Consider the following 26,711-nt stretch of genomic DNA (forward strand, 5'->3'; position numbering starts at 1 on the left):
TTGCTTTTCAGTCAACTGATAATGAGGTATATACTGAGTAGTTTGGTGATGAGTCTGCTGGCGGTGTCGTTGGCAATGGGTCAGGTGGTGAAGCTGTCCGACAATCCGGAGCAGTTTACGGCTGATGTGCAGAAGCTAATGGCAACGGGTGGGCCGGTGGCTGTGAAAGCTGCCAACGACCTTACGGCTGTACTGGCCGAGTCGCGGTTAGAGGCCAGGCAGCGCGAGCGGCTGATGGTGCTTTGCCGGAAAATGAATCAGAAACGTTACCAGCCCGTCGCGCATTTCGCCCCGCTGTTCGAGTCCCTGTACCATGCTATTTATACGGCCAAGCCCGCCGTAACGGCCCCCGACATTGACAACCTGCTGTTAATTGCCGAAAAACAGTTCGAGACCAATGACGCCAAAGCCTTTGCCCGGACTATGGACGCTGCACGGGCGTTTCTGGAGCAGCGCGAATTATACGGTGCCAAATTCAACAAAACCTATCTGCTGGGCGGCACCTTTGCTTTCCGCTACGTAGAAAACGGGCAGACAACTACGGCTACAGAATCGACGTCGGCTACGAGTGCTACGGCCGTGGCCGCTCCATCGAAGTCGAATTTTGATGGGTGGGACGCGCCCGTTGGCATTGACACAACGCAGCCCAGAGAAATTGGCGTTGCTAACAGGCCCATCATTCGTCGGCCTATTCCTACTGTGTCAGGGCCTGTTATCACCATCACCAACGCTATCCTGGCTATTGTGGCTAATGGCGATTCGGTTATGGTCGACAATACGGCGGGTGATTTTCTGCTGCGCGATGGCATTTGGGTAGGTAAAGGCGGCACGTTTTCGTGGGCGTTGCAGGGTCTGGCCGACCGCTACGTAACGCTGACCGACTACAGTATGGCGGTTATGAACCCGCGCCTGCTGGCCGACGACGTAACCCTGACAATGCAGAAGGGAGCCAAGCCTATTCGCGGGATCTTCGAGTACCAAAGCAAAAAGCGGTTCAGCAACGTGCCTGATCAATATCCGCGGTTTGCCTCGTACCAAAATGCCGAATCCATTCCGGGATTAGGTAGCGGGCTGACCTATCGGGGTGGCCTGGCGCTGGCGGGGAAACAATTGATTGGCGCCTCGGCGAGTGGGCAGCCAGCCCTGCTAACTGTGGCCGACCGTGAGGGTAAAACGGTGTTTCGGGTGAAGAGCCGCAAGTTTGAGTTCCGTGATTCACTCATTACGGCCCCAGTAGCGCAGTTCACGGGCTATATCGACGTGGCCGATTCGATCACGCACCCTGCGGTGCAATTTAAGTTTGACAAGGAAACGCGGGTGGCCTGGTTCAACAAGGTAGACCGGCTTGAGTATGGCCGGGTGCCCTTCTCCGATACCTACCACAAATTCTATATCCAGCCCGAAGTAGCTCGCTGGGATGTGCCCCGCAAAAAGATTGATTTTTACCAGATTGGGGCCAAGCGTGAGGTGCCCGTACGGATGGAGTCGTTTGATTATTTCCAGCCCCAACGTTACTCCGACATTGCCACCGACTATGGTTTCCACCCCTTGCAGATCATCGGTAACTACATCACCAAAACCAAACAACAGTCGTTTCTCGATGACGATATCACACGGTTTGCGCCCAACATAAATCCGCAGGTATTGCGCGGGGCCCTGAGCCGGATGGTTCTGGAGGGCTACATTGACCGGGACGATCGCACGCAGCAGATGCGTCTAAGCCGGAAAGGTATTCTGTATGTGCTGGCGTACAACGAGAAAAAGGACTTTGATAACTTCCAGATCAACTCGTACTTCGGAAGCAACGATTCAACCAAAAATGCCACGATTGACCTGAACAACAAAGGTAAAGTACTGATTGTAAGAGGTGTAGACCGGTTTGTGATCAGCGACTCGCTCAAGATTTTTGGGCTGCCGACCAACAAAACGATCTACATTGGTAAGGGGCGTTCGCTGGTATTTACGGGGCAGATGAAGTCGGGCAATATGCGCTACAATGGTGCCGACCTGGCCTTCGATTACGACAAGTTTGCGCTGAACATGAACAAGATTGAGTCGATCACGTTCACGCCCGAAAAACTGGCTGCTCAGGGTCGTACCGATGAAATTGGCGGCGATATCAAATACGAGAAGCCCGGTTCGGTGCTCTTTGCCACCGCCGATAACCGGTCGGGCAAAGTAAAAGGCAAGAAGACCACCCAGCGGCTGGTGATGCCCGAAGGCATGACGGTGTATTTCGACCAGCAGGAGCGCGGTAGCTATCGCTACAACCGGAAGGTATATTTCAAGATTCCGGCCATTGACAATGATAGTGTAGGTAAAGGCGACATCTCATTCATCGGCACGTTCCACTCCGACGGCATCTTCCCGCCGTTCAAGGCTGAGTTGAAAACAATGCCCGATCATACGCTGGGCTTCACCCACACGCCGCCCACGTCGGGAACCTATCCGGTTTATAACAGTAAATCAACGGTAAAGACCACGAGCGAGCTGGTGATGGACAAAACCGGCCTGCATACCACCGGCACGCTGACCCATCTGGCCGCTACGCTCAACGCCAAACAGTTAACGTTTATGCCCGATTCGGTGATGGCTTCGGGTGAAACCGGGCAGATCCTGGAATCGCAGGCCACCAAAGTGGCTACAACACCAACTAAAAAAGGGCAACGGGCTGCTGCCACTACGGCGACCTACTACCCCAACGTGGCGCTGAACAATTACACCATGAAGTGGTGGCCGCAGGCCGATAGCATGGTAATTGCCACCCAGAAAAACAGCTTTAATTTTTTCAACGGCACCACCAAACTGGAAGGCAATCTGCTGGTGCGGGCATCGGGTTTGTATGGCAATGGGATGCTTACCCGCAGCGATGCCGAAGTGGAATCGGGGAGCATCAAATTTAATAAAGACGGTTTCTTGGCTGATAATGCCAAGCTGAAGGTGTTGTCAGCGGGCGAAGTGCGCGGGGTGGCTAACAAGCCTGTACTGCTGGGAACCGATATCGATGTTGATTTTGACCAGGCTAAAGGCATTGTTGACCTGTCGATAAACCGCGACAACCGGAGCGTAGACGACACGCTCAGTTCAAGCATGGAGTTTCCGTATGCGGCCTACAAAACGAACATCAACCGGGCTACCTGGAACATGAAGGGCAAGACGATTGCCATGAAAGGCGACGTAAAAACATCCAATTTCACCGCCACCGCCGACGAGCAGGAGGGGTTGACCTTCAACGCGGGGGCAGCCCTGTATGACATCGACAAGATGACGCTCAACATCAGCGGCGTTCCTTACGTAACGGCTGCCGATGCCCGAATCTATCCTAACAAGGGGCTGGTAACGGTTCGTCGGAATGGTGATATGCTGCCCTTTACAAACGCACGGCTGGAACTGGACACAACAAGCCTGCACCACCGTCTGCGTAATGGTAATATTCAGGTTCAGTCACGAACCCGCTTTTCAGGTGATGCTACGTACCTGTTTACCACGGCTAAAGGCGATACGTCGGCCATCAAAATGGGCAGTTTTGAGCTGAAAGAAGCCGAAAAAACCGCCGCTACGCCTACCCGTGCCGTGGCCAGTCGTGATCGCAAAAAGCGGGGTGGGGCATCTGTAACGTCGCAGCCTCTGGCCACCTATTATACGGTAGCCCGCGCTGATATTCAAGAAGCTGACCGGCTGATGCTAGCCCCCAAAATTCAATTTAAGGGTGACGTATTGATGAAAGCACCGGAGAAAGACCTGTCACTGGATGGGTTCATTAAACCCCTGCTGAAAAAACGGCCTGATCTGGTAAGCGGCTGGATTCCATTCAAGGAAAAAGTACTCGAAACCATTGAAGTACCCGTTAACGACAAGCTCAAAAATGAAGGTGATCAGATACTGGTGGCAGGTATCCACTCACGCTATGGTAGCCCCGGCATTTACCCCTCGTTTTTGTCGCCGAAAGAAGACAGCCGCGACGATGATATCTTCCGGGCTTCGGGCGTCATGCACTATGATGAGAAAGAAAAAACCTTTGTCATTGGTCCGAAAGTTGGTTCAGAAGGGTTGAGTGATGCGTTTGAAGGTAATTTTCTGTTTAACGACGACAAAGGCATCATGACCTTCCGGGGGGCGATGAACCTGCTCAACGCTCGCCCTAATCAGTATATGCTGGCCAGCGGGTCGGCCCGTGTCAACGTCGATAGCGCACAATACCGGATCAACGCCTTGCTGGCTCTCACGTTTGCGTTGCCCGAACCAATCAATCAGGCTATTGCCACCAAGTTGGTAGAAGGGAATCTGGAGGAGAAAAACGATGAGCCTGCCGACGATGACCTGAACCGCCTCTCGGATAAGCTGCTGCCGCTGATTGGTCAGAAAGCGGTGGATGACTACCGCAACAAGGCGCAAAACCAGCATGTGTCGCTGGCGCTGGCGTCGCCAAAGCTGAATACCACCCTGGTGCTCGCCAACACTAATCTGCGTTGGTCAGAGAAATTCAGCGCATTCTACACGGTAGGCAAACTGGGCGTGTCGAACATTCAGGCCACGGATATCAACGCGCAGATGACCGGTCTGCTGGAAATTCGCAAAAGTGGTAACGGCGATGAGTTAAGCGTCTATATCGAGTCGTCGCCCGAAGTGTGGGCATTCTATGATTACAAACCCGGCGGCAAAGGTGGCGGTCAACTGGCCATTGTGACGTCTGAGCAGGACATCAATGACCGCATCACAGCTCTGCTAAGCAACAACAAGGGTAAGTCGCCACTGGAAGTAGTGCCGGGTACGGAAGATGAGAAGTCGCTGTTTGTGGAACGGTACGAGGCGCAATACCGCGTGCGGGTTCGCCCAACCAAGACCGCGCCGAAGGCAAAACCAGCGCCAAAAGCCGAACCAACCATTGCGAAAGAAGCCGAACCGGCTGCGGCTGATTCGGGCTTTGGTGCGGAAGAAGCTGCCCCCGTCAAACCCACAAAAGGAAAGGGTAAGTCGGCCAAAACCAAGCCCGAACGCCTAACGAGCGCTGCCGAAACCACGCCCGAAGAAACGGAATCTGTATCGGCCGAAACGACCCCTGTTGCGAAAGAAACGACCAAAGCAAAAGCCGCCAAAGGAAAACCAGCTAAAGGGGAGCCTGCTAAAGTAGCGAAGAAAGAACCCGTCAAGAAAGAAGAAAAGAAAGACAAGGAGGACGAGAAAGAAGGCTTCTAGGCTGCACGTCTGCTGCTCTTATTGGTCCTGTCAGCAACAAAAAAGCGCCCTCAGCCATGCCGAGGGCGCTTTTTTGTTAGAGCAAAACAAAGTTAGTAGGGCCTGATGTCGCCCCGGATTTCGCCGCCGGGATAAGCCGGAGTATGCAGGTTAGAATAGTAGAACCCGTTCAGCAAACTATCGACGCGGGTGGCCGTGGTCAGCGTAGCCGTACCGATGATGGGCGATGCCAGTGCGGCGAACGGTATTTCAACGGGGCCATTGCCCGTGGTTGCGTTGTTGATCCGGTGCAGGTGACCCGCCGTGGGTGATAGTCCCGAATACGTTACCGTATAGCTCAACACGCGCGTGGCCGGATCAACTACACCCGCAAACGTACCCGTAGCCAGCGATGGCGTAGCAGGCCGCTCAGAAGCACCATTCATGGTAGCCCGTAACCGAACAGGTCCTGCCAGGCGAATGTTGCCCCGAATCTCACCGCCAGGATTAGCTGTTGTGTGCAGGTTAGCATAATAGAATCCGTTGATCAGACTGTCGGCCCGGCCCTGTGAAGCCAGTGTAGCCGTGCCAATGATAGGCGAACCAAGTGCCGCGAACGGAATCTCAACCGGTCCGGTGCCTGTAGCTGAGTTAGGCGTGATCCGGTGCAGGTGACCCGCCACGGGTGTAATGCCTGAGTAGGTGACCGTATAGCTTAGCACGCGCGTAGAACGGTCGAACATACCAACAAACGTACCCGTACCGGGCGATGAAACGGGCGTTGGGCGTTCAGCCGAACCGCTCAGGGTCGATACCAGCATGACTTTCGCGTCAGACGCCAGCCCGGCAGATATTTCCCGGTGGTCGCAGGCGGTGAGCAATGAACCAATGGCGGCAGCGGCCACGGCAGTAAGGTAGATAGATCGTAGTGACATAATTGACTATTGGGATTTGTTAAAAAGTTGACCGTCTGAGGGATAAGAACCCACTATGTCTGTAGGCAAGGGCAGACACATTACATGTAAACGGGTGGAACATCCTTGTGTGCACCACAGCCAACTACGACGAACAGTTCCAATTGGATGCGTGGCCGAGCGGGTTTATTTCCTGTTGTTTATTGGGCGGCAGCACAAGCAGCCGATAAGGTTGGAATAAAATAGGACAGCTAATTTTGATTTAATCTAAATAAGGACAACCTTTGTGTTATCAATAAAGATTCTAAACAAAGAATCGCAGTGCCATGAACCAACGCATACACCTGATAGCACCTCTTTTCGCGCTTTTCTTCGCTTCATCCGGCGTCACCTTTGCCAGTAACATTGCTTCCTCTTCCACATGCGGCTCCTTTTTTGTCGACAACGATGATGACGACCAGCAGCATGGCTCTGTAAAAGGACGCATCATTACGCAGGACGGACAGCCAGCGGCATTTGTGACTATCTCGGTGAAAGGCACCGCCAAAGGCACGACCACATCCGACGATGGCAGCTACCAGCTTCGCCACCTGACCATTGGTGAACACACCTTGGTCATGTCATTTGTTGGGTTACAGACGCAGAAGCAAACCGTTACGGTTCAACCCGGACAGACCACGCAACTTGACCTCACGCTCCAGGAAACTGCCCAGCAGTTGGGCGAGGTGCAGGTAAGAGGCTATAAATCGGCCAACCAGGTGCCGGTGAGCGTAGGTAAAGTGGCTATAAAACCCCTGGATCTGCCCCAAAGCGTGGCCGTCATTGATCGCGACGTGCTGGATCGGCAGCAGACGTTGCGGCTTAGCGACGTGCTGATGAACACCAATGGGGTCTATGTAATGGGGGCTACGGGCGGCTATCAGGAAGAAATTGCCGGGCGCGGATTTGCCTTCAACAGCAGCAACACCTTCAAAAATGGCGTTCGGTATAACAACGGTGTCATGCCCGAAATCTCGTCGCTGGAGCGCGTAGAGGTACTGAAGGGGTCGGCAGCTATTTTATTTGGCAATGTGGCAGCGGGTGGGATTTTGAATCTGGTTACCAAAAAGCCCCGTTTCGAGTCGGGGGGGCAGGTGGCTATGCGGGTAGGCAGTTTCGGTTTCTACAAACCCTCGTTCGACGTGTATGGTGGCATCAGCCAGAACGTGGCGCTCCGGCTGAATGGTACCTACGAGAACAGCCGCAGCTTCCGCGATGAGGTAAAAGGCGAACGTATCTACGTGAACCCGTCGCTGTTGGTGAAGCTGGGCAACCGCACCGAATTGTTGCTCGAGGCTGACTATCTGAAAGACAGCCGTACGCTTGATTTTGGCATCGGCGCTATTAATTACACTATACCCAATATACCCAGAGACCGCTTTCTTGGTACGTCCTGGGGCTACAATCGCATTGAACAGGCGAGCACTACCGCCACGCTAACCCACCGCCTGAACGACGTTTGGCAGGTGCGGGCCACGGGCGGGATGCAAAATTTTACCAGTGATCTCTTCGGTATTCTACGGCCTAACGGCAACAATCAGTTTATTAAAACCAATGGCGATTGGGTGCGGGGCCTGCAACGGACCGGCATCAACGAAACTTACTGGATTGGTCAGGTTGACCTAACGGGGATTTTCAGCACGGGTGGCATCAAGCACACGCTCCTGATTGGTGCCGACGCCGATCAGTACCGCACCAATACCACAGCCTACACCAACCTGGCCGTGTATGACACGATTAATGTGTTTAACCCTGCCAAATTCCGCCTTCGCAACGACATCCCCACGCTGACAGCCCGCCAACTCACACAGGCACCGATCAACCGCGCCGGGGTATATGTACAGGACCTGATTGCGCTGTCTGAAAAATGGAAAGTGCTGGCCGGCCTGCGCTGGAGCTACCAGCAAACGGGCAGCACCGTCACTACCCTGGCCGACAGTAAGGCCAGCACCGTTACTACGTTCGATGACGCTTTCACACCGCGTTTGGGACTGGTATATCAGCCCCGGCAGACCACGGCTCTGTTTGTGAGCTACGCCAACTCGTTTGCTGTCAACACGGGTGTCGACGTGGCGGGTAATGCCCTGCCGCCTTCGTTTATCAACCAGTATGAAGCCGGTATCAAGAACGATTTGTTCAACGGCTTTTTGTCGGCCAACGCCACGGTCTACCAGATCAAAAACAGCAATCTGGCTCAAACCAGCCTCCAGAACGGCAATACCAACACAAACATTAAGGAACTGGCCGGAGAGGTGACCAGCCGGGGTGTGGAGGTCGATGTGAAAAGCAAGACTATGCGTGGTATCTCGTTTCTGGCGGGCTACAGCTACAACGAAACGCGCTATACCCAAAGCAACACGTATATAGTAGGTAGCCTGCTACGCTACAACCCTAACCATACCGCCAACGCCAGCGTGTTCTACACCGTGCAGCGGTCGGGCTTTGGTCAGGGGGTGCAACTGGGCCTCACCGCCTTCTACATGGGCGAACGCATGGCGGGGCGGTCTACCCGTACTACCGTGGCTAACGACGCGTTTCGCCTGATCCCGCTGCCTGCCTATTCCCAATTAAACGCCTCGGTGGGGTATGTACGACCCCGGTATGCCATTCGGGCTAATATGACTAACCTGTTTGATGTGCTGAGCTACAATGTTCACGACGACAACAGCATCAACCCCATTGCACCGCGTCAGGTATCGGCTACGTTGTCGTGGAATTGGTAAGAGGTAATCTGGGTATAAGGATAGGGTTTCATGGGGCTATGCTCCCCGTGAAACCCTTATTTTTGTCCCATGCTCAATGTGTACCTGCTAGTAGCTACGTTAACCTGCCGTGCCGATAGCCTGCCCAGGCCCGATTCGCTCCGGGCCGTACAGTTGCCGGGCATCGTAGTGTCGGCTTCGCGGGTGGCCGAATCGGTGCTGCGATCGCCCGTGAGCGTGGAAGTTATCGACGCCAGACGTATTCGGCAGTCGGCCCAACCGTCCTATTTCGATGCTATCGAGAACCTCAAAGGAGTGCAGTTGCTTACATCGAGCCTGGGGTTTAAAGTCTATAACACGCGGGGTTTTGCCAATACCACCAACGTGCGGTTTGTGCAACTGGTAGATGGGCGTGACAACCAGGCTCCCCATATTGGCGCCCCCATTGCCAACGCGCTGGCCCCCTCAGACCTTGATATCGAGCGCGTTGAGGTAGTGCCTGGTGTGGCGTCGGCACTCTACGGACTCAATGCGCTCAACGGCCTCGTCACCCTGATCACCCGCAACCCGTTCGATTCGCCGGGCCTGAGCATTGGGCAAAAGACGGGTTTGACCTGGCCGGGATCACTGGCCCAACCGTTGGCAGAGGGTACTAATTACGTGGGCATGACTAATGCTGCTCCCAGGCTGTATTCCGAGAGCAGCCTGCGCTACGCCCGGCGACTGGGGCAGCGGTGGGCCGTTAAACTCAACGTGGTCTATCAGCGCGGCTATGATTGGATAGCTGGAAACCGAACCGATCTTACACCCAATGCCAACGCTTCATTGGGCCTGTTTGGGGCCGAAAACCCCGCTATCGACGCCGTCAATGGCTATGGTAACGAAGCCGCCAACCGCCGCACCCTCACGCTGGGCGGCTCCAACTATGTGGTGGCCCGCACGGGTTATTACGAAGCTGACGCCACCGACTATCGCCTCCAGAACCTGCGTGGCGACCTGTCGGTCCATTACCGGTTTCGCCCAAACACCGAACTGGCTTATACCTACCAGGGGGCCACGCTCGACAATGTGTATCAGCGCACCAACCGCTTCCGGCTCGACAATTACTATCTCGATCAGCATAGCCTCTCGTTTTCTTCACCGTCGGTGCAGGCGCGGGCCTACCGTACCCACGAAACCACCGGCGATTCGTACAACATCCGGTCGATGGCCGAGAACATAGACAAGGGTTTTAAGTCGGACAGTCAGTGGTACAGTGATTTTACGAACCAGTTTAACGCCGATATACAGGCCAGTCGCTCTGTAACCGACGCCCTCCGCGATGCCCGCGCTACCGCCGACAAGGGCCGCCCGGTGCCGGGATCGGCAGCCTTTGCTGAGCAGGTTGCGAAGCTCCGCGCCATTAACAACTGGGATATTGGTGCGGCCCTGCGAGTGCAATCGTGGCTGTATCATGCCGAGGCACAGGTAGAACCCACCAAGGCGCTGTGGGCAGGGTTTCGCCAGCGTACCGGCGTTGATATCCTGGCTGGTTTCGACATGCGCCGGTACGTGGTTTTCCCCGACGGCAACTACTTTGTTAATCCCACCGAACCGGGCCAAAACCTCATCTATGGCAAAATAGGAGGCTTTTTACAGGTTACCCGCCAATTCTTCGACGATAAACTAAAACTGACCGGCTCACTACGACTCGACAAAAACGACTATTTCGCCGCCCGGCTGAATCCCCGGCTGGCGGTGGTGTATTCGCCCACCGAAGCGCATAATTTTCGGCTATCCTATCAGAACGGTTACCGGTTTCCGTCGTTGTTCGAGGCGTTTTCCAATGTCAATTCGGGCGGGGTAAAGCGGGTGGGCGGGCTGCCGGTATTGTCGCAGAATCAGCGAATCTTCGAGCGGGCTTACCTCCGCACGTCTATCGACGCATTTCAGGCGGCTATCAACGTCGACGTAAACCTTAATAAACTCACCACCAATCAGGCCATTCAGAAGAACAAAGGACTCCTGAAAGCCAGCCCCTATACCTACCTGCAACCAGAGCAGGTAAACAGTATTGAGTTGGGTTATAAGGGGTTGCTGGTGCAACAACGGCTCTTCGTCGACGTTGATTTTTATTACACAGCCTACCGAAACTTTATAGCGCAGGTTAACGCCAACGTGCCTAAAGGCACCAATCCTGATTCGCTGGGTTATTATTTTGCCAACAGCAACGGGCAAAACCGCTACCGGCTCTGGACCAATTCACAGTCGCGCGTGTACAACTATGGAGCTAGCCTTGGCCTGCGTTACGGTCTCACGCGCCATTGGTCGGTGGGGGGTAATGCCTCATTTGCCCGGCTGGACCGTGCCGAAAACGGTGACGGCCTCGAGAGTGCCTTCAATACCCCAACCTGGATTACCAACGCCAGCGTATCAAACGCTGACGTCTGGAACGGCATTGGCTTTTCGGTCAATTACAAGTACCAGAGTGCGTTTCTGTGGCAGTCGGAACTGGCTACGGGCACAGTGCAGCCCATTAATAACGTCGATGCGCAGGTGAGCTACCGCTTTGTAAAAGCGGGATTACTACTTAAGCTGGGCGGTACCAACGTGCTGAACCGTCCGTACTACAGCTTCATTGGCGGCCCGCTAGTGGGCGGTTTCTACTACACAAATTTGATTTGGGAACTGACGAAATGAACAGCTCACCCGCCGAAAATCACATGCGCCGGGCGTTGGAACTGGCCGAACGGGGGAGGGGGCATGTTAGCCCCAACCCCATGGTGGGCTGCGTAATTGTCCATGACCTGGGACCAGATGCTACCGGGCGCGTACTGGCCGAAGGCTGGCACGAACAATATGGCGGCCCCCACGCTGAGGTAAACGCCATCCGCGCCGTTGCCCCCGCCGATGAAGCGCTACTGCCCCAGTCTACGGCCTATGTGACGCTGGAACCTTGCTCACACTGGGGTAAAACACCTCCCTGCGCCAAGTTGCTGATTGAGCGGCAGATTGGCCGGGTGGTGTGCTGCAATGATGACCCTAATCCGCTGGTGTCGGGGCGGGGCTTCCAGATGCTTCGCGAAGCCGGTATTCAGGTAGAGACGGGCGTGCTGGCTCCGGAAGGCCGCTTGCTGAATGCACGGTTCTTTACGTTTATGGAACAGAAAAGGCCCTATATCATACTGAAATGGGCCGAAACCGCCAATGGCTTCATCAGTGGGCCGGCGGGAGCGCCAATGGCCATCACCGGTCCTGAGGCCAATGCACTGGTCCACCGCTGGCGAGCCGAGGAACCGGCAATTCTGGTGGGTAGCGGTACCGCCCGACATGATAACCCCCGACTTAATGTGCGTCTCTACCATGATGCAAAACGGCTCGTGCGACAACCCCTGCGTATTGTGCTGGACCGTATGCTGACGCTGCCCCGGCACTTGCACCTCTTTGATGGATCACAACCTACGCTTGTGTATCACACCAACACAATGCCTTCGCCTCCTGATGGGACAAACTTGACCTTCGCCCCGCTGCCTGAAGAATCAACTGAAAATACAGCTTGTTCTTCGGGTCTGAGCATACAGGCTATGTTGCACGATCTACATGGGCGCAGCATACAGTCTGTGCTGGTTGAAGGAGGTAACCGGGTGCATTCCAGCTTCTTAAATCAGGGATTATGGGACGAAATAAGGCAATTTAAAAGCACTCAACTAGTAAATACTGGTACAACTGCCCCGTTGTTGCCGAACCACATTCAGTCTGATTATTCGACCAACTGGGTTGGCAATGATCAACTTTATTACTACCTGTCCCGTCTACACGATAATCGACCAGTTTAAGTGAGTTGTTTTTACTTCACGTAAACTAGATTAGTGAACATGAGCTTTTCACTAAAAAACCGGTTTATAGCTACCAAACATGTTTGGTAGCTATAAACCGGTTTTTAAAATAAGTCGATTAGAACAATACTACTAGATAAATTATTCGCACTCGACTTGCCGCGTTATGTATTAGGCGGCGACTTCTGTTTTTCTGGGCCGACCACGTTTTTTACCCGTTGCTGAAACGGCAGCCTTTACTTTTGGTTCGCTGTCTTTCAGTTGCAACTCGTAGCCATTCATTCCATCCTGGCTAAATTCTTTCACAACAAAAGCATGCTTGGCTCCTTTATAATCCAAGCCATTATTAGTTAATACACCGGCTAATTCGATGCCATAGCTACGTCCGGCTTTTACCAGATCAAAACCATCGGCCTGTGCATCTGTTTGCACCAAGTATAGGGAAGATATCTTCCGCTTGCCTTCCTGAACACCTACTTTAAAGCGCATTGGCGAAGACCCCAGGTCAAGAGCCGCCGCTGTTTTTACGGGGAACACAATGATTCCCTTAGCCGAGATAGTACCCGTCAGCGTAGGCTGTTTTTTCGATTTTCTGGGCTTGTCCGATTTCTTTCGGGCCTTCTGATTGTCCTGAGACGTAAAAAAACGAATGCTTTTCTCTTTCATGTGCTTCAATGTTTTGCGGTCTGTCTTGTGTTTATGTACCAGATGAACACAGGTGAAAAATACCGGTTTATCATATACATATTGCAAATCTATTAATTTGAGAATATTCCATGTCAATTATCAATAGAAATAATTGAAATAAATTATTAATCAGACCAAAGGCTTGCCATTTACCCATACACTCTGCACACTTAATGGACTATTAAGTCGTACTAAATTAGCCGTGTATCCTACGTCAATTTTACCAATCTCGTGCGATAGACCAATTTGTTTTGCGGGTATTTCGGTTGTCATTCGTAATACATCCAGCAATGGTAAGCCCACTGTTTTTACGCAAAACTGAAGGCAGTCGGAAAGGGAAATGGCTGTGCCGGCCAATTTTCCTTCGTCATTTCCGTATCGTCCATACGCTGGCTGACCCGGTTCACCCGTACCGCGCAAATACTGGACAACAAATTCGCCGAGTGCAAACCTGGCCCGTGGCCCCGTTGTAACACCCGCAGGAGGAACAAAAAGCGCGTCTGATATCAGAAAAAGGCGGTCTGGCCCCAGCACACGATGCGCGAGCCGGATCGCGGCCGGGTCGCAGTGGTAGCCGTCGGCCACCATACTGGTGATGGCAGTGGCATGATCAAAAATAGCCCCTACAATACCGGGTTCGCGGCTTTCAAAGCCTCGCATGGCGTTATACAGATGCGTGGCCAGTGGAAATCCTGCGCCCGTAACGTCGGCTTCATCAAAAGCCTGCATCGCTTCGGCGTAAGTGGCATTGCTGTGCCCAAGCGACAGGCGTGTGCGAGGGTGTTTGAGTCTGTAAAGCGCTTCCCGCTGTGCAGAAGACAGTATTTCGGGGGCCAGCGTAAGAATTGAAATCACGTCGGCGTTGGTACTAAACAGGGCTTCCAGTTCGCCCTCGGCAGGCGGTCTCACAAAAGCCGCCCGATGCGCCCCGCGTTTGATTGGGTTGAAATACGGGCCTTCCAGATGAATGCCTGGTACCTGCAGCGGTTGTTCGTCACGAACCACTTTCACCGCGGCCATTGCCCGCTGCATTTCCTCCAGCGATGTGGAATGCATGGTAGGCAATATGGTTGTGCTACCGCGACGGGCATGACTAAGCCAGATGTGCCTTACAGCCTCAGGGGTGGGGTTTTCGTTCAGAAACTCCTGTACCCCTCCGTATAGCTGGAGATCGATAAGACCCGGTATCAGGTAGTCGCCGCCAAAATCGATGACCGTGGCTGAATTATTCACTAATCCCTGCCCAACGGCCGAAATGAGCCCTTCGTTGACGAGTACATCGGTATTGGGCTGGAGACTACCGCCGGTGAAGACCGTAGCGTTTTTGAAAAGAAGCTGATGTGAGTCCAAGGTTCAATGGTTAACGTTTAATGTTTTCTGTTGCTACTGATTAATGCCAGACAACCAGTTTGCTACTTAACTGAGGCAAAAATCACGACAAAATGACGTCAAACCTTGACCGTTAGACCTTGACTTTATTTTTCCTGCCAGATAGCCCAGGCTTTTTCGGCTTGCAGAACCAGCATTTGATAGCCATTCATAACGGTAGCTCCCTGTGCCTGCCCGCGACGCATAAACTCGGTCTCGGCGGGGTTGTAGATCAGGTCATACAAAAAGTGGTGGGCCGTTATTAATTCGTAGGGTAGATCAGGTGCAGCGTTTACAGCAGGATACATACCTACTGGTGAGCAATTGATAACCAAATAATAGTCAGAAATCAGCGTGGAGATATCAGCGTATACAATTCCGTTGGCATCGGGCTTGCGCGATACTATTTTGTAAGAAATGCCCAGGTCATCCAGCGCGGCTACCACCGCTTTCGAGGCCCCGCCCGTACCCAGTACTAACGCCTTCATCGTTGCCAAATCTGTTAGGCTTCGCGCTTTGCTCCAGGCCTCCTCCAACGATTGCCGGAAACCGTAATAATCTGAATTAAATCCAGTTTTGGTGCCGTCTTTTTCAAGCCGAATAACGTTGACGGCACCTACTTTTTTGGCTGAACTATCGAGCTGGTCTAAGAAAGGCAGGACTGCCGTTTTGTGGGGAATGGTTACGTTCAATCCCTGCAATCCCGCCAGGGTAAACAGAGCAGGTAGCGCCTGCGCAATGTCGGGCATGTCGAACAAATCATAGCGGGCATTGGTGATGCCTTCGCGGGCGAATTTTTCGGAGAAATATTTCTGAGAAAATGAATGCGTGAGTGGGTGGCCAATGAGTCCGTAGCGTGTCATATATGTAAAAGTACGGGTGCTTCGGGAATTGGCCGCTTCCACGAAACGTTGTATCTTTATCTATCCATAATCGCAGCCAATTCGGTTGCCATCCAACTGCTATTGACTGCGTGTATTGTATCGTCGATGTTGAAACGACCGGGGGCGTAAAAGGTCCCGCCCGCCTTACCGAAATTGCCCTGATTCGTCATGACGGCCATCAAATTGTGGACGAATTTCAGACGCTGCTTAATCCGGGCCATCCCATTCCCCCTTTTATTAGCCAACTCACCCGTATTACCGATGCGATGGTGGCCAGTGCGCCTACCTTCGATCAGGTAGCCGACCGGGTTTATGAAATCACCGAGGGTGCCATTTTTGTGGCCCACAACGTGATGTTCGACTTTGGCTTCCTGCAAAAAGAGATGCGGTGGCTCGACCGTGATTTTCACCGGCGCACCTTGTGTACGGTACGTTCCAGCCGCAAGATCATTCCAGGTCTTCCGTCCTACAGCCTTGGTAAGCTTTGCCGGTCATTGGATATCCCCGTCTCGGCCCGCCATCGCGCCTATGGCGATGCCGCTGCTACCGTGAAACTATTTGAATTGCTCCTGCAAAACGACCGCCACGGTCATATTCCAAGGCCAAAGGCGGCATTGGTGACTGTCTAAGGGTTGCTATGCTGTCAGCTTAACGTGAGCCGACACATTAGTCGATTCTAACATCGCCCTCCGTTTGGTGTTATCCTAACACGTACAGCCGCCTGTTTTATCAATGGGCATACTCGCTGTAAACTGTTATGGAAGATAAAGAACTGGGTATTGGCGTGATTGGCATGGGCGGCTTCGGGCTGTTTGCCGTGCAGCAATTCTTGCAACATCCCCACACCAGATTAGTGGCCATTGCCGGGTCACGGCGTGAAGAGGCCATCCGTACGGCCGAGCGTTTTGGAGCCGATCAACTGGCTACCATCGACGAATTGGTAGCCCATCCCGCTGTGGACCTGGTCTATATTGCTACTCCGCCGTTTTTGCATTACGAACAGGCAATGCTCGCTCTGGAGGCTGGGAAGCACGTTATCTGCGAAAAGCCGCTGGCCATGAACCCCGAGCAGGGCCGCGAAATGCTGGCGAAAGCCGAAGAGAAAGGCTTACTGATGGTGACGAACCTGATGCAGCGTTACAACCCCCTCTTTGCCCGAATCAAAACGCTCATCGACAAAAACCTGCTGGGCGATTTTCTGCACGGCTACTTCGAAAACTACGCCGGCGACGAGGGCCTGAAACCGGAACACTGGTTCTGGAACAGGGAGCAGTCGGGCGGTATTTTCATTGAACACGGCGTCCATTTTTTCGACCTTTTTGCCGGGTGGCTTGGCAAAGGTGAGGTTGTTTCAGCACAGGTAATCAAGCGTCCCAACAGCGCGGATATAGAAGATCAGGTGCAGGCCACAGTACGGTATGGCACGGAAGAGACGGGCCATAAACTGGTCAATTTCTACCACGGATTCACCCAAACCGGGCGCATGGACCGGCAGGAAATGAGACTCGTTTTTGAGCGGGGCGACATTACGCTCTATGAATGGGTACCCACCCGTATGGTGCTCCGCTGCGTAGCCGACGAGGCCACCACCCGCGCTCTAATGGACCTTTTCCCCGATGCCCAACTAAACGTGACCGCCAACATCGACCCCAGGAAACCCATTGGCGGACGCCACAAAACGTTCTCCGTTTACCAACAAATTGAGATCAAATTTGGCTTCGATGTGGAGAAGCAACACCGCTATAGTGAACTACTCCGGCTTATGTTCCGCGATCAGGTAGCGGCCATCAAACAACCCGGCGTGCACCGCATTATTTCGGAGGAAAACGGCCTCAGCAGCCTGGAAACGGCGTTTGTTGCCGATCAGATGGCGCGCATGTAGGGGCGGCCACGACCGATTCGGTTATGGGCCGCCCCTACTGCGCTAACGTTGGCACAAACAGGTAATAACTGCCTCACAAACCGCCCCTTTCCTCCACTCTTCCTTTCCTCCTTCCTCCCTTCAATCTACCTTTGCGGCTCAATCAACCGCCAACACAGTATGATTGCTGAGCCTGCTCATACCGACGCGCCCTTCAGTGGCCCCCTCCAGTCGGCAATAACGTATGAAAAAATTCCCACCAACATCTACGCCGACGCCAAGGCAGCATCACGGGCAGTAGCCCACGAGATTGCTGACCTTATCCGGCAGAAGCAGGGCGAAGGCAAACCCTGCATCCTAGGCCTTGCCACGGGGTCGTCGCCGAAAACGGTGTATGCCGAACTGATCAGGATGCACCGCGAGGAGGGGCTGAGCTTTCGGAACGTGGTGTCGTTCAACCTCGACGAATATTTCCCGATGGAACCCGACTCGCTGCAAAGCTATTGGCGGTTCATGCGGGAGCAACTGTTTGACCACGTCGATATTCCGGCGGGTAATTATCATGTACCTGATGGTACTTTGCCGCCCGACAAAGTAGCTCAGTTTGCCAAGCAATATGATCAGCAAATTACTGACGCAGGCGGGCTTGATTTTCAACTATTAGGCATTGGCGGCAACGGTCATATCGGTTTCAACGAACCGGGTTCGCTTATCAACAGCCACACGCGCCTGATGATGCTTGACCACTCGACGCGGGCTGCCGCGTCGGTCGATTTTGGTGGGTTGCCCCGCACCCCGCGCAAGGCGATCACGATGGGTGTAGCCAGTATTTTGGCGGCCAAACGGATAGTATTATTGGCATGGGGTGAGCGCAAAGCCCCCGTTATTGCCAGTGCTGTGGAAGGCACCGTAACCGAGACGAACCCCGCCTCGTATCTGCAAACGCACCCCAACGCCCTGTTCGTGATCGACGAAGCGGCGGCGTCGGACCTAACCCGGATGCGTACGCCCTGGCTGGTAGATTCGGTGACGTGGGACAATGCGATGAAGAAAAAGGCGGTCACGTACCTGTCGATGACGTTACAAAAGCCGATTCTGAAACTGACCGACCGCGATTATAACGACAACGGTGTCAGCGATTTACTGGCGCAATACGGTCAGGCCTACGATATCAATATCGACGTGTTCAACCAGCTTCAGCACACCATTACGGGCTGGCCTGGTGGCAAACCCAACGCCGACGACACCAACCGTCCCGAACGCGCCCTGCCCGAACGGAAACGGGTACTCATCTTTAGCCCCCACCCCGATGATGACATCATCTCGATGGGGGGTACGTTCCAGCGTCTTGTTGATCAGGGACACGACGTGCACGTGGGCTATCAGACTTCCGGCAACATTGCCGTGGCCGATGATGAAGCGCTACGCTTCACGGACTTTGTGGTCGATTTCAACAAACAGTTCGGCATCGAAAGTCCCGAAGCCACGCATGTTTTCCAGGATGCAGCGGCCTTCTTGCGGACCAAAAAAGACTCGGATATGGACATCGACGAACTACGCTACGTGAAAGGCGTAATTCGGCGGGGCGAGGCCAAGTCAACCTGCCGGTTCGTGGGTATTCCCGTGGAAAACGCGCACTTTATGAACCTGCCGTTCTATGAAACAGGCAAGGTGGAAAAGAAGCCGCTGGGCGAAGACGATATCCGGATCACGATGGAGCTAATCGAGAAAATCAAGCCGCACCAGATCTACGCTGCTGGCGATCTGGCTGATCCGCACGGTACGCATAAAGTGTGTCTGGACGCTGTTCTGGAGGCTGTGAAACGCCTGCGCCGCGCCGACCCCACGCCCGCCAACTTCATGAATGACTGCTGGGTGTGGCTCTACCGGGGTGCCTGGGCCGAGTGGGACATCCACGAGATCGAGATGGCCGTACCGATGTCGCCCGATCAGGTGATGAAGAAGCGGCTGGGCATTTTCAAGCACCAGTCGCAGAAAGACGGGGTAGTATACCAGGGTACGGATGCCCGCGAGTTCTGGCAACGCGCCGAAGAGCGCAACCGCACCACCGCCAGCCGCTACAACCGCCTCGGCCTGGCCGAATACGAAGCCATGGAAGCGTTTGTGAGGTGGAAGGGATAGAGAATGAAAAATGTAAAATGAAGAATGGCTCCGCGAGACTAATCTTGCGGAGCCATTTTTGTGATGTTGCCCTTGATAAATCTGTCGGCTTATAGTTGTCCCACGGCGTCGAGCACCTCTTTTACAACTTTGGGGTGCAGGCTTTTACCACTGTGAAATGGAATGACAATTCTCGTCTTATCTTTCAGGTAGATGCGATGGCTTCCTTTAGTACGGATCAGTACGAAACCATGTTGGAGGAGAAGCCGCTCGGCTTCTTTGGCCTCCATGACGGGTAGCTTAGGCAAGGGCTACTTCAATAGTTGAGGTGATAATCTCATGTCCAAGCAGCTCAACAACGTCATCGGGTGGCATCGTTTCTAAATACAATTCAATCGCCTCCTGAATATTGTCACGAGCTTCTTCAAAGGTGTCGCCCTGCGACTGACAGCCTTTTAATTGTGGACAGTAGACATAATAGCCATTTTCGTCTTTCTCGTAAATCACATTAACGTTGTATGTCATGCATTCAGTTAATTGAGGACTATAAATACTCGCTACAGGGTTATTGAAGTCAGACGAATATACGAATGATTATGCATTAAAAAGGGCGGGCATCAATGATTAACATTGGCCCGCCCTTCCTATAAGTACGTTCTAAAAACTACCTTAACAAACTTCAGCTCAATGGCCCGGCGAAGCTGGTCAGGGCAGTGGCGAGGTTGGTTAGGTCGGTGCTGAAGGGGCCGTCGGGGGTGTTGTTGGCGTAGTCCTGCACGGTGCCGGCCAGTTCGCGCATGAGGCGCTCGGTGGTGCGCATGTCGCCCTCGTTGAGCGCGTCGCGGAGTTGCATCAGCGAGGCTTCGAGCCATTGCGTGCTCACCTCCGAACGAACCACGGTGATCCAGTCTTCCACCATTACGGCACCCTGTTCGGGTGAGGCGGCTGAGGTACCACCGGCCAGCGTTTCCAGCGTGTTGTTAAACATCATCTGGGCACGATCGGCGGGGTTATAAAGGTCGTAGATGGTGCCTTCAGAGGGTTGGTTTTCGGCCAATTGGCTGTCATCACCAACGCGGTTGATATCTGTAGCGAACGAGCGTAGTGAGTCAGCCAGTTTGGTGAGGTTTTCGCCGGTTTCGCCTTCCACGCCGCGGGCAATGGTCTGGGTTTGTCCCGCCAACTGGTTCAGGAAATTCTTCACGCGATGGGCGTCGGGCGTGGGGTTCAGCAGTTCGTCGTAGAGGTCGGCGAGTTGCTTGTTTACCTCATCGGCACCGTCAGCGTTTTTCAGTGCTGACTGCCATTCTTTGATTAAATCGGCCCCACTGCTGGGTTGCGCGTCACTTTTTGCCAGTGTGTGGAGGGTATTTTGCAGAATCGTCTGCGGATAAGACTGTGCCATAATCGGGATTCGTTGAGTACGTGATTGACTACTCACCGAACCATTCCCCCGTCCGAATGTTCGGTTATCCTAGTAAAGCGCTTGACCTATATCTGCTTACAGCTAACCTCATAACCTGGCCAGATCAATCTATACGAAAAAGGGGCAACGCCATTGGCGTTGCCCCTTTTTCGTGGAAAACAAGTTGATCGAAACCAATTAGTTCACAACGCGCATAGCGTGGACGCCACGCGTAACGCTGATGCGGCCCGGCTGTTTGGCGAGGCTGGGCTGGTCGCCTTTGGTGACTTTGTAGAATTCGATACCGCCCGTGCGGATACCATAGTCGAGGTACTCGGCCACACCCACGGCCAGGTTATCGCCTGTGCGGTCGAACTCAACGGCCTGGGGGGCGATACCGTCGATCGTGGCTTTGCCGCCAGCAGTCAGTTTACCATCTTTCAGGCCAAACAGGGCTACCTCACTTTTGCCAGCCGCCGCATTGGTAAACGGCTGGTATGACTGCCCGGCATTTACCACCGCCACCATCGACCCATCGGGGCTAATAGCCACGGCTTCGGGGCTTTCGCCCGTGGCTAGCTGCGACACAATTTTGGCGTCGGCGGGGGTGTCGTCCGTGCTGAACTGGATGACAAACACCTCACCGGCACCCGCACCCCCGGTACCGGGGGCCTTTTTGCCATCGGCAATGATATAGTACTTACCGTCTGCGGTGAACTTGCCTGAGCCGGGCATGGTGCCTACTTTCACAGGCTTGCCGTGCGCCACGACATAGGGCTTCTTCGATTTTTCGTCGATCACGTACTTCATCAAACCCACTTCACCCGCCGCCGTGGTATAGGCGGCAAATTGTCCGCCGGGGTGGAAGGTCACGTCGGTAATGCCTACGCCCGGCACGGGTGAAGCGGCTGTCAGCACACGCGTCGGTTTGCCCGTGGCGTCGATGTCAATCAGTTTCAGTTCCTTACCCGCCTCGCTCGAAGCCAGAATCAGGCTGGTGCCGTTGGGGGCTATGGTAACAGCCGAAAGGCCACCCGTGCCGGTTGGAAATTTGTATTTCACAGCGGGCTTTTGCGGGTTGCTCATGTCCAGAATGAACATGGTGTTGGTAACGGGGAAATCAGCCATGCCTTTGATGGTGCCGAGGCTGTCTGACAGCTGGCCGCGGCCTTCGATCACAAAACCCAGTCGACCGTTGTTGTTGACCGCCAGTACTTTGTCGGTCAGCGCCATCGAGTTTGACAGGTTGGCGGTGCCGATGCTTTGGCCGTTACGGTTCAGTGGGAACATCACGTAGGTAAGCTGGTCACGGGTGCCGGGGGTGGTATACCGGTTGCCATCGACCATGGCTGAGGCCGACAGGTCAGCGTCAGAAATAGCTACTAAACCTTTGGCATTGAAGGTAATTGGGGCCTGGGCGAAGGCAGTGCCAGACAGCATCAGCCAAGCGGCCAGAAAGGTGCTTTTTTTCATGGGGTAAGCGGAAAATGGATTGGTTTTTTAGGGATACTCCACAAAGATAAACCGCGTGGTCAGATAACCTAACGAACCGACCCGGGCAGGTGGTATCGCTCTTTAATGCGCATACGGCCACTTTTTTAGCGCTCAAGCTGTAACCGAAACCCCACGCCATGCACCCCGTCAATGCGAATGGTCGGGTCATCGGCCAGGCGTTTGCGGAGGCGCGAAATAAACACGTCGAGGCTGCGGCCCATGAAATAATCGTCGTCGCCCCAGAGACTACGGAGCAACTCGTCGCGGCGAACCACGGTGTTGGCGCGGGTCAGCAGGTAAGCCAGCACGTCAGCTTCGCGCTGGGTGAGGGCATGCGTTTGGTTTGCCGAGTGCAGACTGAGGTTGGCCGGGTCGAACTGATAGTGACCAATTACGAAACGGGTTGGGGCTGAAACAGGCAGTTTCGGGTCGTGCCGGTTGATTTTGCTGCGCTTTAGAAACACCTCAATTTTCAGCAGCAGTTCATCCATACGGTAGGGCTTCGTGAGGTAATCGTCGCCGCCGAGGCGCAGACCCGTAAGCCGGTCGGTATGGTCGGCGCGGGCACTTAGGAAGAGAATAGGAATGTCGGGATCAGCAGCGCGGATGTTTCGGGCCAGGGTAAAACCGTCCGTTTCGGGCAGCATGACGTCGAGTAAACAAAGATCAAACGACTGATTGTGTGTTTGAAACAACGTCCACGCTTCGGCACCTGAGGCACAATGCACCACCGCAAACCCTGCCGCGCTGAGGTTGTCGCGCGTGACGAAGCTCAGGTTGATATCATCTTCGACGTAGAGAAGGGTGGGCATAGGTGTGGTGTGGGGTGGGGTGAAAGAGCGAAAAGGTCCGCCGTTGTCGCTTGGCTCCTGCCGAGTGACTAGTATTCAAAGGGCCTCCGGCCCGTAGCATGACGTTGAGACAAATGACTAACTCCTGCCAAGTTCGAGTACGGGCCGGAGGCCCTTTGAATACTAGTCACTCGGCGGGAGCCAAGCGACAACGGTGTTTTCTGTCACCCTGAGCCTACCGAAGGCAGTCCCACGTCCGGGACCATACAAGAAGCCACTCTTTCACTCGTTATCGTAAATGTACTCCCTTCCCCAACGGCACTGGCCAGCTTGATTTTCCAGCCGTGGGCGCAGACCACCTGCCCAACGTAATACAGTCCCAGGCCAAAGCCTTTCACATTATGGACGTCGCCGGTGGGGATGCGGTAAAACTGCCGAAAAATAACCCTGTGATGCTCAGGGGCCATGCCAACGCCATTATCGGCTACCGACCAGATTAACTTTTGACCCTCGGTACGGGTGCTTAGCGTGATGCAGGGCGTAGTTTGGCAGTACTTCCGGGCATTGTCGATGAGGTTGTTGAGCATCGTTTCCAGCGCATACTTATCTGCGAGCAGTAAGGCAGGGTCAGCTTGCAGATTCAGCCGAATGTGCGGCGCATGCACGTCAGCAAGGTCAGTCATAATGGCGTTGAGGTCTACCACGGTGCGGTTGCTGGCAAGGCTGGTGCGGGGATTGCGGGCCACCTGCAACACGCTTTGGACCTGCTTTTGCAGGCGTTTGCTCTCTTCATCTACCACGCGGGCATACTGCCGTAGCCGGTCGGGCTGCACGCCGATGTTGGGTTGCTGCAGCACGTCGGCGGCAATGCGGAGGGTAGAAACGGGCGTTTGCAGCTCGTGGGTGATGTTATTGATAAAATCGCGCTGAATTTCGGTGAGTCGCCGTTGCCGCAATACGACCCAGAGTGTGTAGCCAAAAAGCAGCACCACCAGCCCCACCGCCGCCGTCGACACGATCCAGCCGTCGAGTTGCCCGGCCACCAGGCTACCCTGCCCCGGAAAGCGTATTTCGAAGTAATACGTATAGCCCGGAAACTTGGGGTGCGTTCGCGCTTTACTCACCCGCTTGCCCGTGGCCTTACCCGGCTGCGTCACCTGTGTGCTTACATAGGCCCCGTACACCATTTGCTCGTTGTCGCAATTGTAGATGCCGTACTCAAAATCGGTTAGTAGTCGGTGTCGCCGGAAGGCATCCTGGAGGTAGTGTTCCAGCAAAATTGGGTCGATGGGCGCGTCGGTGCGGACCACGAAATAATCGGGCGAGAGCTGAGTCACGGCCGAGCGCGTCTGCCTGATTTTGTTCAGCCGCGCCACCGCGTCGGCCACCTCCTGCAAGGCCACGAAAGCCGTTTGCCGAAACTGCCGTTCACCCAGCGCATAGGCCCGCCGCAACCATACCGCCTGCACCGTGAGAATGCCCACGATGGCAATAACAGAGAGCACGACCAGGACGCGAATAAGGGAGCGGGACATTTTCAAAGGAGAAAAGGAGGAGGGAGGAATGGAGAAAAGAAGGGTCGCGATGCCATCACTCGAAGTGATGGCATCGATATAACGGTAGCAATTCAACCATTTTGTTGGTCTAAAAATACGGCCTTTCCCTTTCCTTCTTTCTTCCCTTTCCCCGTTACTCCCCCTCTTTAACATATCATTAACAACTGATAACTAGTCATTAACAAGGGTAGGCGAAGGCTGCGGGTACGTTTGTGTCGACTTCTGGCGGAAGGCCCGTCGGGTTCGTAATAAACCAAAATCCTTTGTTTCCGATGAAACGGACACTGCTTTCACTCATGGCCCTGCTGTTGCTGGCCGGTACTGTTTTCGCCCACGCCCTTGCCGCCGCGTTTGGCTGGGCTAACACCACTCAGGACCTGGGCCGCATCCGGCAGGGTAGGCCGGTCAGTATCCATTACACCTTTACCAACAAGGGCGAAACCCCGCTGGTGGTGACCTACGCCAAAGGTTCGTGTGGCTGCACGGGCGTTGAGTGGCCCAAAGAAGCCATCCTGCCCGGTGCCACCGGCGAGATCAAAGCCACGTTCAACGCCGCTGCCCTGGGGGCGTTCAACAAAACCGTAACCGTTGAATCTAACGCCGACGGCGGTATGGTGTCGCTGGTGTTCAAAGGCGAAGTTGTGGCCGGCGAAAAAGCAGCCGTAAACGGGCGGTAGGGATGTTTGACGTTGGCTATTGGACATCCTGTACCCAATGTCCAATAGCCAGCGTCCAGTATCCAGTGTCCTTTTATGCATTCCCCAGGTCCATGTCATCAACAGCCCAAAACCCTATTCGTCATGCAACTTATCCGCGTAGCCCTCTGTCTATCTGTTCTTTGGCTTGGTGCCTGCGATGCCAGACACGAAGCAAAGCAAACCTCAGCCGACGAAATTCAGACTGAACATGCCCAATCAGAACAGGCGCAACCAGCCGCAACGGCAATAGCAACGGCTGACCAATCGGAGGCCGAGGCAATAACCCCCCAGGCTGCCCCAGCCTCGTTTTCGCCCGACGAGCAAGCCACACTGCCTGCCCGCCAGTTTATCCGCACTGCCAATGTAAAATTCCAGGTCGATAATGTAGCTAAGGCCACCAGTCAGATTGAAACAATTACGAAGCAACAGGTTGGTTTTGTGACCTTTACGAAGCTCGACAGCCAGATCGACGACAAAGAAACGGTGCCGATCAGCGCCGACTCGCTGCTTGAAACGACGCGCTACACCGTCAGCAACACCATGACCCTGCGCGTACCCAACGCCCGCCTCGACACCACACTCCAGGCTATTGCGTCGCTGGGTAACTACCTGGATATCCGCGAAATAAAGTCCGACGACGTGGCCCTGCAACGCCTTGCCGCCGGCCAGGCCCGCCGCCGCATTGCCGCGCACGATGCCCGCCTGCGCCGGGCCATCGACGGGCGGGGCCGCAAGCTGGGTGAGACGACCGAAGCGGAAGAATCGCGCCTCAACGGTCAGCGCGAAAGCGACGAAGCCCAAATTAACGACTTCTCGCTGGCCGACCAGATTCAGTATAGCACTGTCACGTTGAATCTCTACCAGCGTCAGACCATCCTGCGCACGATGCTACCCAACACTACCGACGTGCGGGTGTATGAGCCGGGTTTCTTCACGCAGGCTGCTGATGCACTTGCTGCCGGGGCCGGCGTACTGGAAGGCTTTGTCCTGTTTTTGCTCAGAGGCTGGGGTTTGCTGTTGTTTAGCCTGCTGGTGTTTGTTCTCGCCAAGTTCGGCATTCGGCGGTGGCGGCTGGCGAAGGCGTAAAACCGTTGTCGTTTGGCCGTCGTTGTGGCTTGGCTGGTGCTGTTGTCGTTGTCACTCGGCTGGAGCCAAGCGACAACGACAACAGCACCAGCCAAGCCACAACGACGGCCAAACG

Annotated in this window: 19 protein-coding genes; 9 read left to right on the forward strand and 10 right to left on the reverse strand. The window is 54.4% G+C overall.

The features are described from left to right. Positions 1 to 21: 21 nt before the first annotated feature. Positions 22 to 5,196, forward strand: coding sequence for a hypothetical protein (locus J2I47_RS23000; RefSeq protein ID WP_207366962.1), 5,175 nt, complete (start codon positions 22 to 24; stop codon positions 5,194 to 5,196). 92 nt (positions 5,197 to 5,288) lie between these two features. Here J2I47_RS23000 and J2I47_RS23005 read toward each other — a convergent pair whose 3' ends face one another. Further along, positions 5,289 to 6,110, reverse strand: coding sequence for a CHRD domain-containing protein (locus tag J2I47_RS23005; protein WP_207366963.1), 822 nt, complete (start codon positions 6,108 to 6,110; stop codon positions 5,289 to 5,291). 305 nt (positions 6,111 to 6,415) lie between these two features. Between J2I47_RS23005 and J2I47_RS23010 the strand changes: the two genes are divergently transcribed. The 3 genes from J2I47_RS23010 (at position 6,416) to ribD (ending at position 12,645) form a co-directional block, all read left to right on the forward strand. Beyond that, the gene (locus J2I47_RS23010) at positions 6,416 to 8,851 is read left to right on the forward strand and encodes a TonB-dependent receptor (protein ID WP_207366964.1); all 2,436 of its coding nucleotides are present in this window, start codon (positions 6,416 to 6,418) and stop codon (positions 8,849 to 8,851) included. A gap of 69 nt (positions 8,852 to 8,920) precedes the next feature. Then, a complete protein-coding gene (locus J2I47_RS23015) occupies positions 8,921 to 11,509 on the forward strand; it encodes a TonB-dependent receptor (RefSeq protein ID WP_207366965.1) in 2,589 nt (862 codons plus the stop codon). Next, positions 11,506 to 12,645 (forward strand): bifunctional diaminohydroxyphosphoribosylaminopyrimidine deaminase/5-amino-6-(5-phosphoribosylamino)uracil reductase RibD, encoded by a 1,140-nt coding sequence (gene ribD / locus J2I47_RS23020; protein WP_207366966.1) that lies wholly within the window; start codon positions 11,506 to 11,508, stop codon positions 12,643 to 12,645. Before J2I47_RS23015 ends, ribD begins: the two co-directional genes overlap by 4 nt. A gap of 171 nt (positions 12,646 to 12,816) precedes the next feature. Here ribD and J2I47_RS23025 read toward each other — a convergent pair whose 3' ends face one another. From J2I47_RS23025 to J2I47_RS23035, 3 genes are all read right to left on the reverse strand, one after another. Continuing rightward, a complete protein-coding gene (locus J2I47_RS23025; protein WP_207366967.1) occupies positions 12,817 to 13,311 on the reverse strand; it encodes a hypothetical protein in 495 nt (164 codons plus the stop codon). A gap of 150 nt (positions 13,312 to 13,461) precedes the next feature. Next, positions 13,462 to 14,682, reverse strand: a complete 1,221-nt coding sequence (gene nagA, locus J2I47_RS23030) for an N-acetylglucosamine-6-phosphate deacetylase (protein WP_207366968.1) — start codon at positions 14,680 to 14,682, stop codon at positions 13,462 to 13,464. Between the two features lie 125 nt (positions 14,683 to 14,807). Beyond that, positions 14,808 to 15,563 (reverse strand): shikimate dehydrogenase family protein, encoded by a 756-nt coding sequence (locus J2I47_RS23035; RefSeq protein WP_207366969.1) that lies wholly within the window; start codon positions 15,561 to 15,563, stop codon positions 14,808 to 14,810. 110 nt (positions 15,564 to 15,673) lie between these two features. Between J2I47_RS23035 and J2I47_RS23040 the strand changes: the two genes are divergently transcribed. From J2I47_RS23040 to J2I47_RS23050, 3 genes are all read left to right on the forward strand, one after another. Beyond that, positions 15,674 to 16,213, forward strand: a complete 540-nt coding sequence (locus J2I47_RS23040) for a 3'-5' exonuclease (protein ID WP_207366970.1) — start codon at positions 15,674 to 15,676, stop codon at positions 16,211 to 16,213. 128 nt (positions 16,214 to 16,341) lie between these two features. After that, positions 16,342 to 17,466 carry a Gfo/Idh/MocA family protein gene (locus tag J2I47_RS23045; protein ID WP_207366971.1) on the forward strand — a complete coding sequence of 375 codons (1,125 nt, stop codon included), beginning with the start codon at positions 16,342 to 16,344 and terminating at the stop codon, positions 17,464 to 17,466. A 159-nt stretch (positions 17,467 to 17,625) separates the two neighbouring features. Continuing rightward, positions 17,626 to 19,587 carry a glucosamine-6-phosphate deaminase gene (locus J2I47_RS23050; protein WP_207366972.1) on the forward strand — a complete coding sequence of 654 codons (1,962 nt, stop codon included), beginning with the start codon at positions 17,626 to 17,628 and terminating at the stop codon, positions 19,585 to 19,587. Positions 19,588 to 19,676: 89 nt separating this feature from the next. Here J2I47_RS23050 and J2I47_RS23055 read toward each other — a convergent pair whose 3' ends face one another. The 6 genes from J2I47_RS23055 to J2I47_RS23080 all read right to left on the reverse strand — a co-directional run bounded on the left by J2I47_RS23055 (position 19,677) and on the right by J2I47_RS23080 (position 24,791). Beyond that, complete coding sequence (locus tag J2I47_RS23055; RefSeq protein WP_207366973.1) at positions 19,677 to 19,856, reverse strand: type II toxin-antitoxin system HicA family toxin; 180 nt, start codon at positions 19,854 to 19,856, stop codon at positions 19,677 to 19,679. Between the two features lie 10 nt (positions 19,857 to 19,866). Then, positions 19,867 to 20,091, reverse strand: coding sequence for a type II toxin-antitoxin system HicB family antitoxin (locus tag J2I47_RS23060; RefSeq protein ID WP_207366974.1), 225 nt, complete (start codon positions 20,089 to 20,091; stop codon positions 19,867 to 19,869). Positions 20,092 to 20,245: 154 nt separating this feature from the next. Further along, positions 20,246 to 20,971, reverse strand: coding sequence for a hypothetical protein (locus tag J2I47_RS23065; protein WP_207366975.1), 726 nt, complete (start codon positions 20,969 to 20,971; stop codon positions 20,246 to 20,248). A gap of 198 nt (positions 20,972 to 21,169) precedes the next feature. Then, complete coding sequence (locus J2I47_RS23070; protein ID WP_207366976.1) at positions 21,170 to 22,444, reverse strand: WD40 repeat domain-containing protein; 1,275 nt, start codon at positions 22,442 to 22,444, stop codon at positions 21,170 to 21,172. Between the two features lie 125 nt (positions 22,445 to 22,569). Then, positions 22,570 to 23,277, reverse strand: coding sequence for a response regulator transcription factor (locus tag J2I47_RS23075; RefSeq protein ID WP_207366977.1), 708 nt, complete (start codon positions 23,275 to 23,277; stop codon positions 22,570 to 22,572). Between the two features lie 203 nt (positions 23,278 to 23,480). Further along, positions 23,481 to 24,791, reverse strand: a complete 1,311-nt coding sequence (locus J2I47_RS23080; protein WP_207366978.1) for a sensor histidine kinase — start codon at positions 24,789 to 24,791, stop codon at positions 23,481 to 23,483. Positions 24,792 to 25,084: 293 nt separating this feature from the next. Here J2I47_RS23080 and J2I47_RS23085 point away from each other — a divergent pair, with 293 nt between their 5' ends. Continuing rightward, positions 25,085 to 25,489, forward strand: a complete 405-nt coding sequence (locus J2I47_RS23085; RefSeq protein WP_207366979.1) for a DUF1573 domain-containing protein — start codon at positions 25,085 to 25,087, stop codon at positions 25,487 to 25,489. A gap of 123 nt (positions 25,490 to 25,612) precedes the next feature. Then, the gene (locus tag J2I47_RS23090) at positions 25,613 to 26,596 is read left to right on the forward strand and encodes a DUF4349 domain-containing protein (RefSeq protein ID WP_207366980.1); all 984 of its coding nucleotides are present in this window, start codon (positions 25,613 to 25,615) and stop codon (positions 26,594 to 26,596) included. Positions 26,597 to 26,711 lie beyond the last annotated feature (115 nt).

Source organism: Fibrella rubiginis (assembly GCF_017353185.1).
Classification (GTDB): Bacteria; Bacteroidota; Bacteroidia; order Cytophagales; family Spirosomataceae; genus Fibrella; species Fibrella rubiginis.

What these genes read in the sequence shown, in the direction of transcription:
- J2I47_RS23000 (WP_207366962.1), top strand. Translation starts at nt 22, where the DNA reads ATGAGGTATATACTGAGTAGTTTGGTGATGAGTCTGCTGGCGGTGTCG.
- J2I47_RS23005 (WP_207366963.1), bottom strand. Translation starts at nt 6,110, where the DNA reads ATGTCACTACGATCTATCTACCTTACTGCCGTGGCCGCTGCCGCCATT.
- J2I47_RS23010 (WP_207366964.1), top strand. Translation starts at nt 6,416, where the DNA reads ATGAACCAACGCATACACCTGATAGCACCTCTTTTCGCGCTTTTCTTC.
- J2I47_RS23015 (WP_207366965.1), top strand. Translation starts at nt 8,921, where the DNA reads ATGCTCAATGTGTACCTGCTAGTAGCTACGTTAACCTGCCGTGCCGAT.
- ribD (WP_207366966.1), top strand. Translation starts at nt 11,506, where the DNA reads ATGAACAGCTCACCCGCCGAAAATCACATGCGCCGGGCGTTGGAACTG.
- J2I47_RS23025 (WP_207366967.1), bottom strand. Translation starts at nt 13,311, where the DNA reads ATGAAAGAGAAAAGCATTCGTTTTTTTACGTCTCAGGACAATCAGAAG.
- J2I47_RS23035 (WP_207366969.1), bottom strand. Translation starts at nt 15,563, where the DNA reads ATGACACGCTACGGACTCATTGGCCACCCACTCACGCATTCATTTTCT.
- J2I47_RS23045 (WP_207366971.1), top strand. Translation starts at nt 16,342, where the DNA reads ATGGAAGATAAAGAACTGGGTATTGGCGTGATTGGCATGGGCGGCTTC.
- J2I47_RS23050 (WP_207366972.1), top strand. Translation starts at nt 17,626, where the DNA reads ATGATTGCTGAGCCTGCTCATACCGACGCGCCCTTCAGTGGCCCCCTC.
- J2I47_RS23055 (WP_207366973.1), bottom strand. Translation starts at nt 19,856, where the DNA reads ATGGAGGCCAAAGAAGCCGAGCGGCTTCTCCTCCAACATGGTTTCGTA.
- J2I47_RS23060 (WP_207366974.1), bottom strand. Translation starts at nt 20,091, where the DNA reads ATGACATACAACGTTAATGTGATTTACGAGAAAGACGAAAATGGCTAT.
- J2I47_RS23065 (WP_207366975.1), bottom strand. Translation starts at nt 20,971, where the DNA reads ATGGCACAGTCTTATCCGCAGACGATTCTGCAAAATACCCTCCACACA.
- J2I47_RS23070 (WP_207366976.1), bottom strand. Translation starts at nt 22,444, where the DNA reads ATGAAAAAAAGCACCTTTCTGGCCGCTTGGCTGATGCTGTCTGGCACT.
- J2I47_RS23075 (WP_207366977.1), bottom strand. Translation starts at nt 23,277, where the DNA reads ATGCCCACCCTTCTCTACGTCGAAGATGATATCAACCTGAGCTTCGTC.
- J2I47_RS23080 (WP_207366978.1), bottom strand. Translation starts at nt 24,791, where the DNA reads ATGTCCCGCTCCCTTATTCGCGTCCTGGTCGTGCTCTCTGTTATTGCC.
- J2I47_RS23085 (WP_207366979.1), top strand. Translation starts at nt 25,085, where the DNA reads ATGAAACGGACACTGCTTTCACTCATGGCCCTGCTGTTGCTGGCCGGT.
- J2I47_RS23090 (WP_207366980.1), top strand. Translation starts at nt 25,613, where the DNA reads ATGCAACTTATCCGCGTAGCCCTCTGTCTATCTGTTCTTTGGCTTGGT.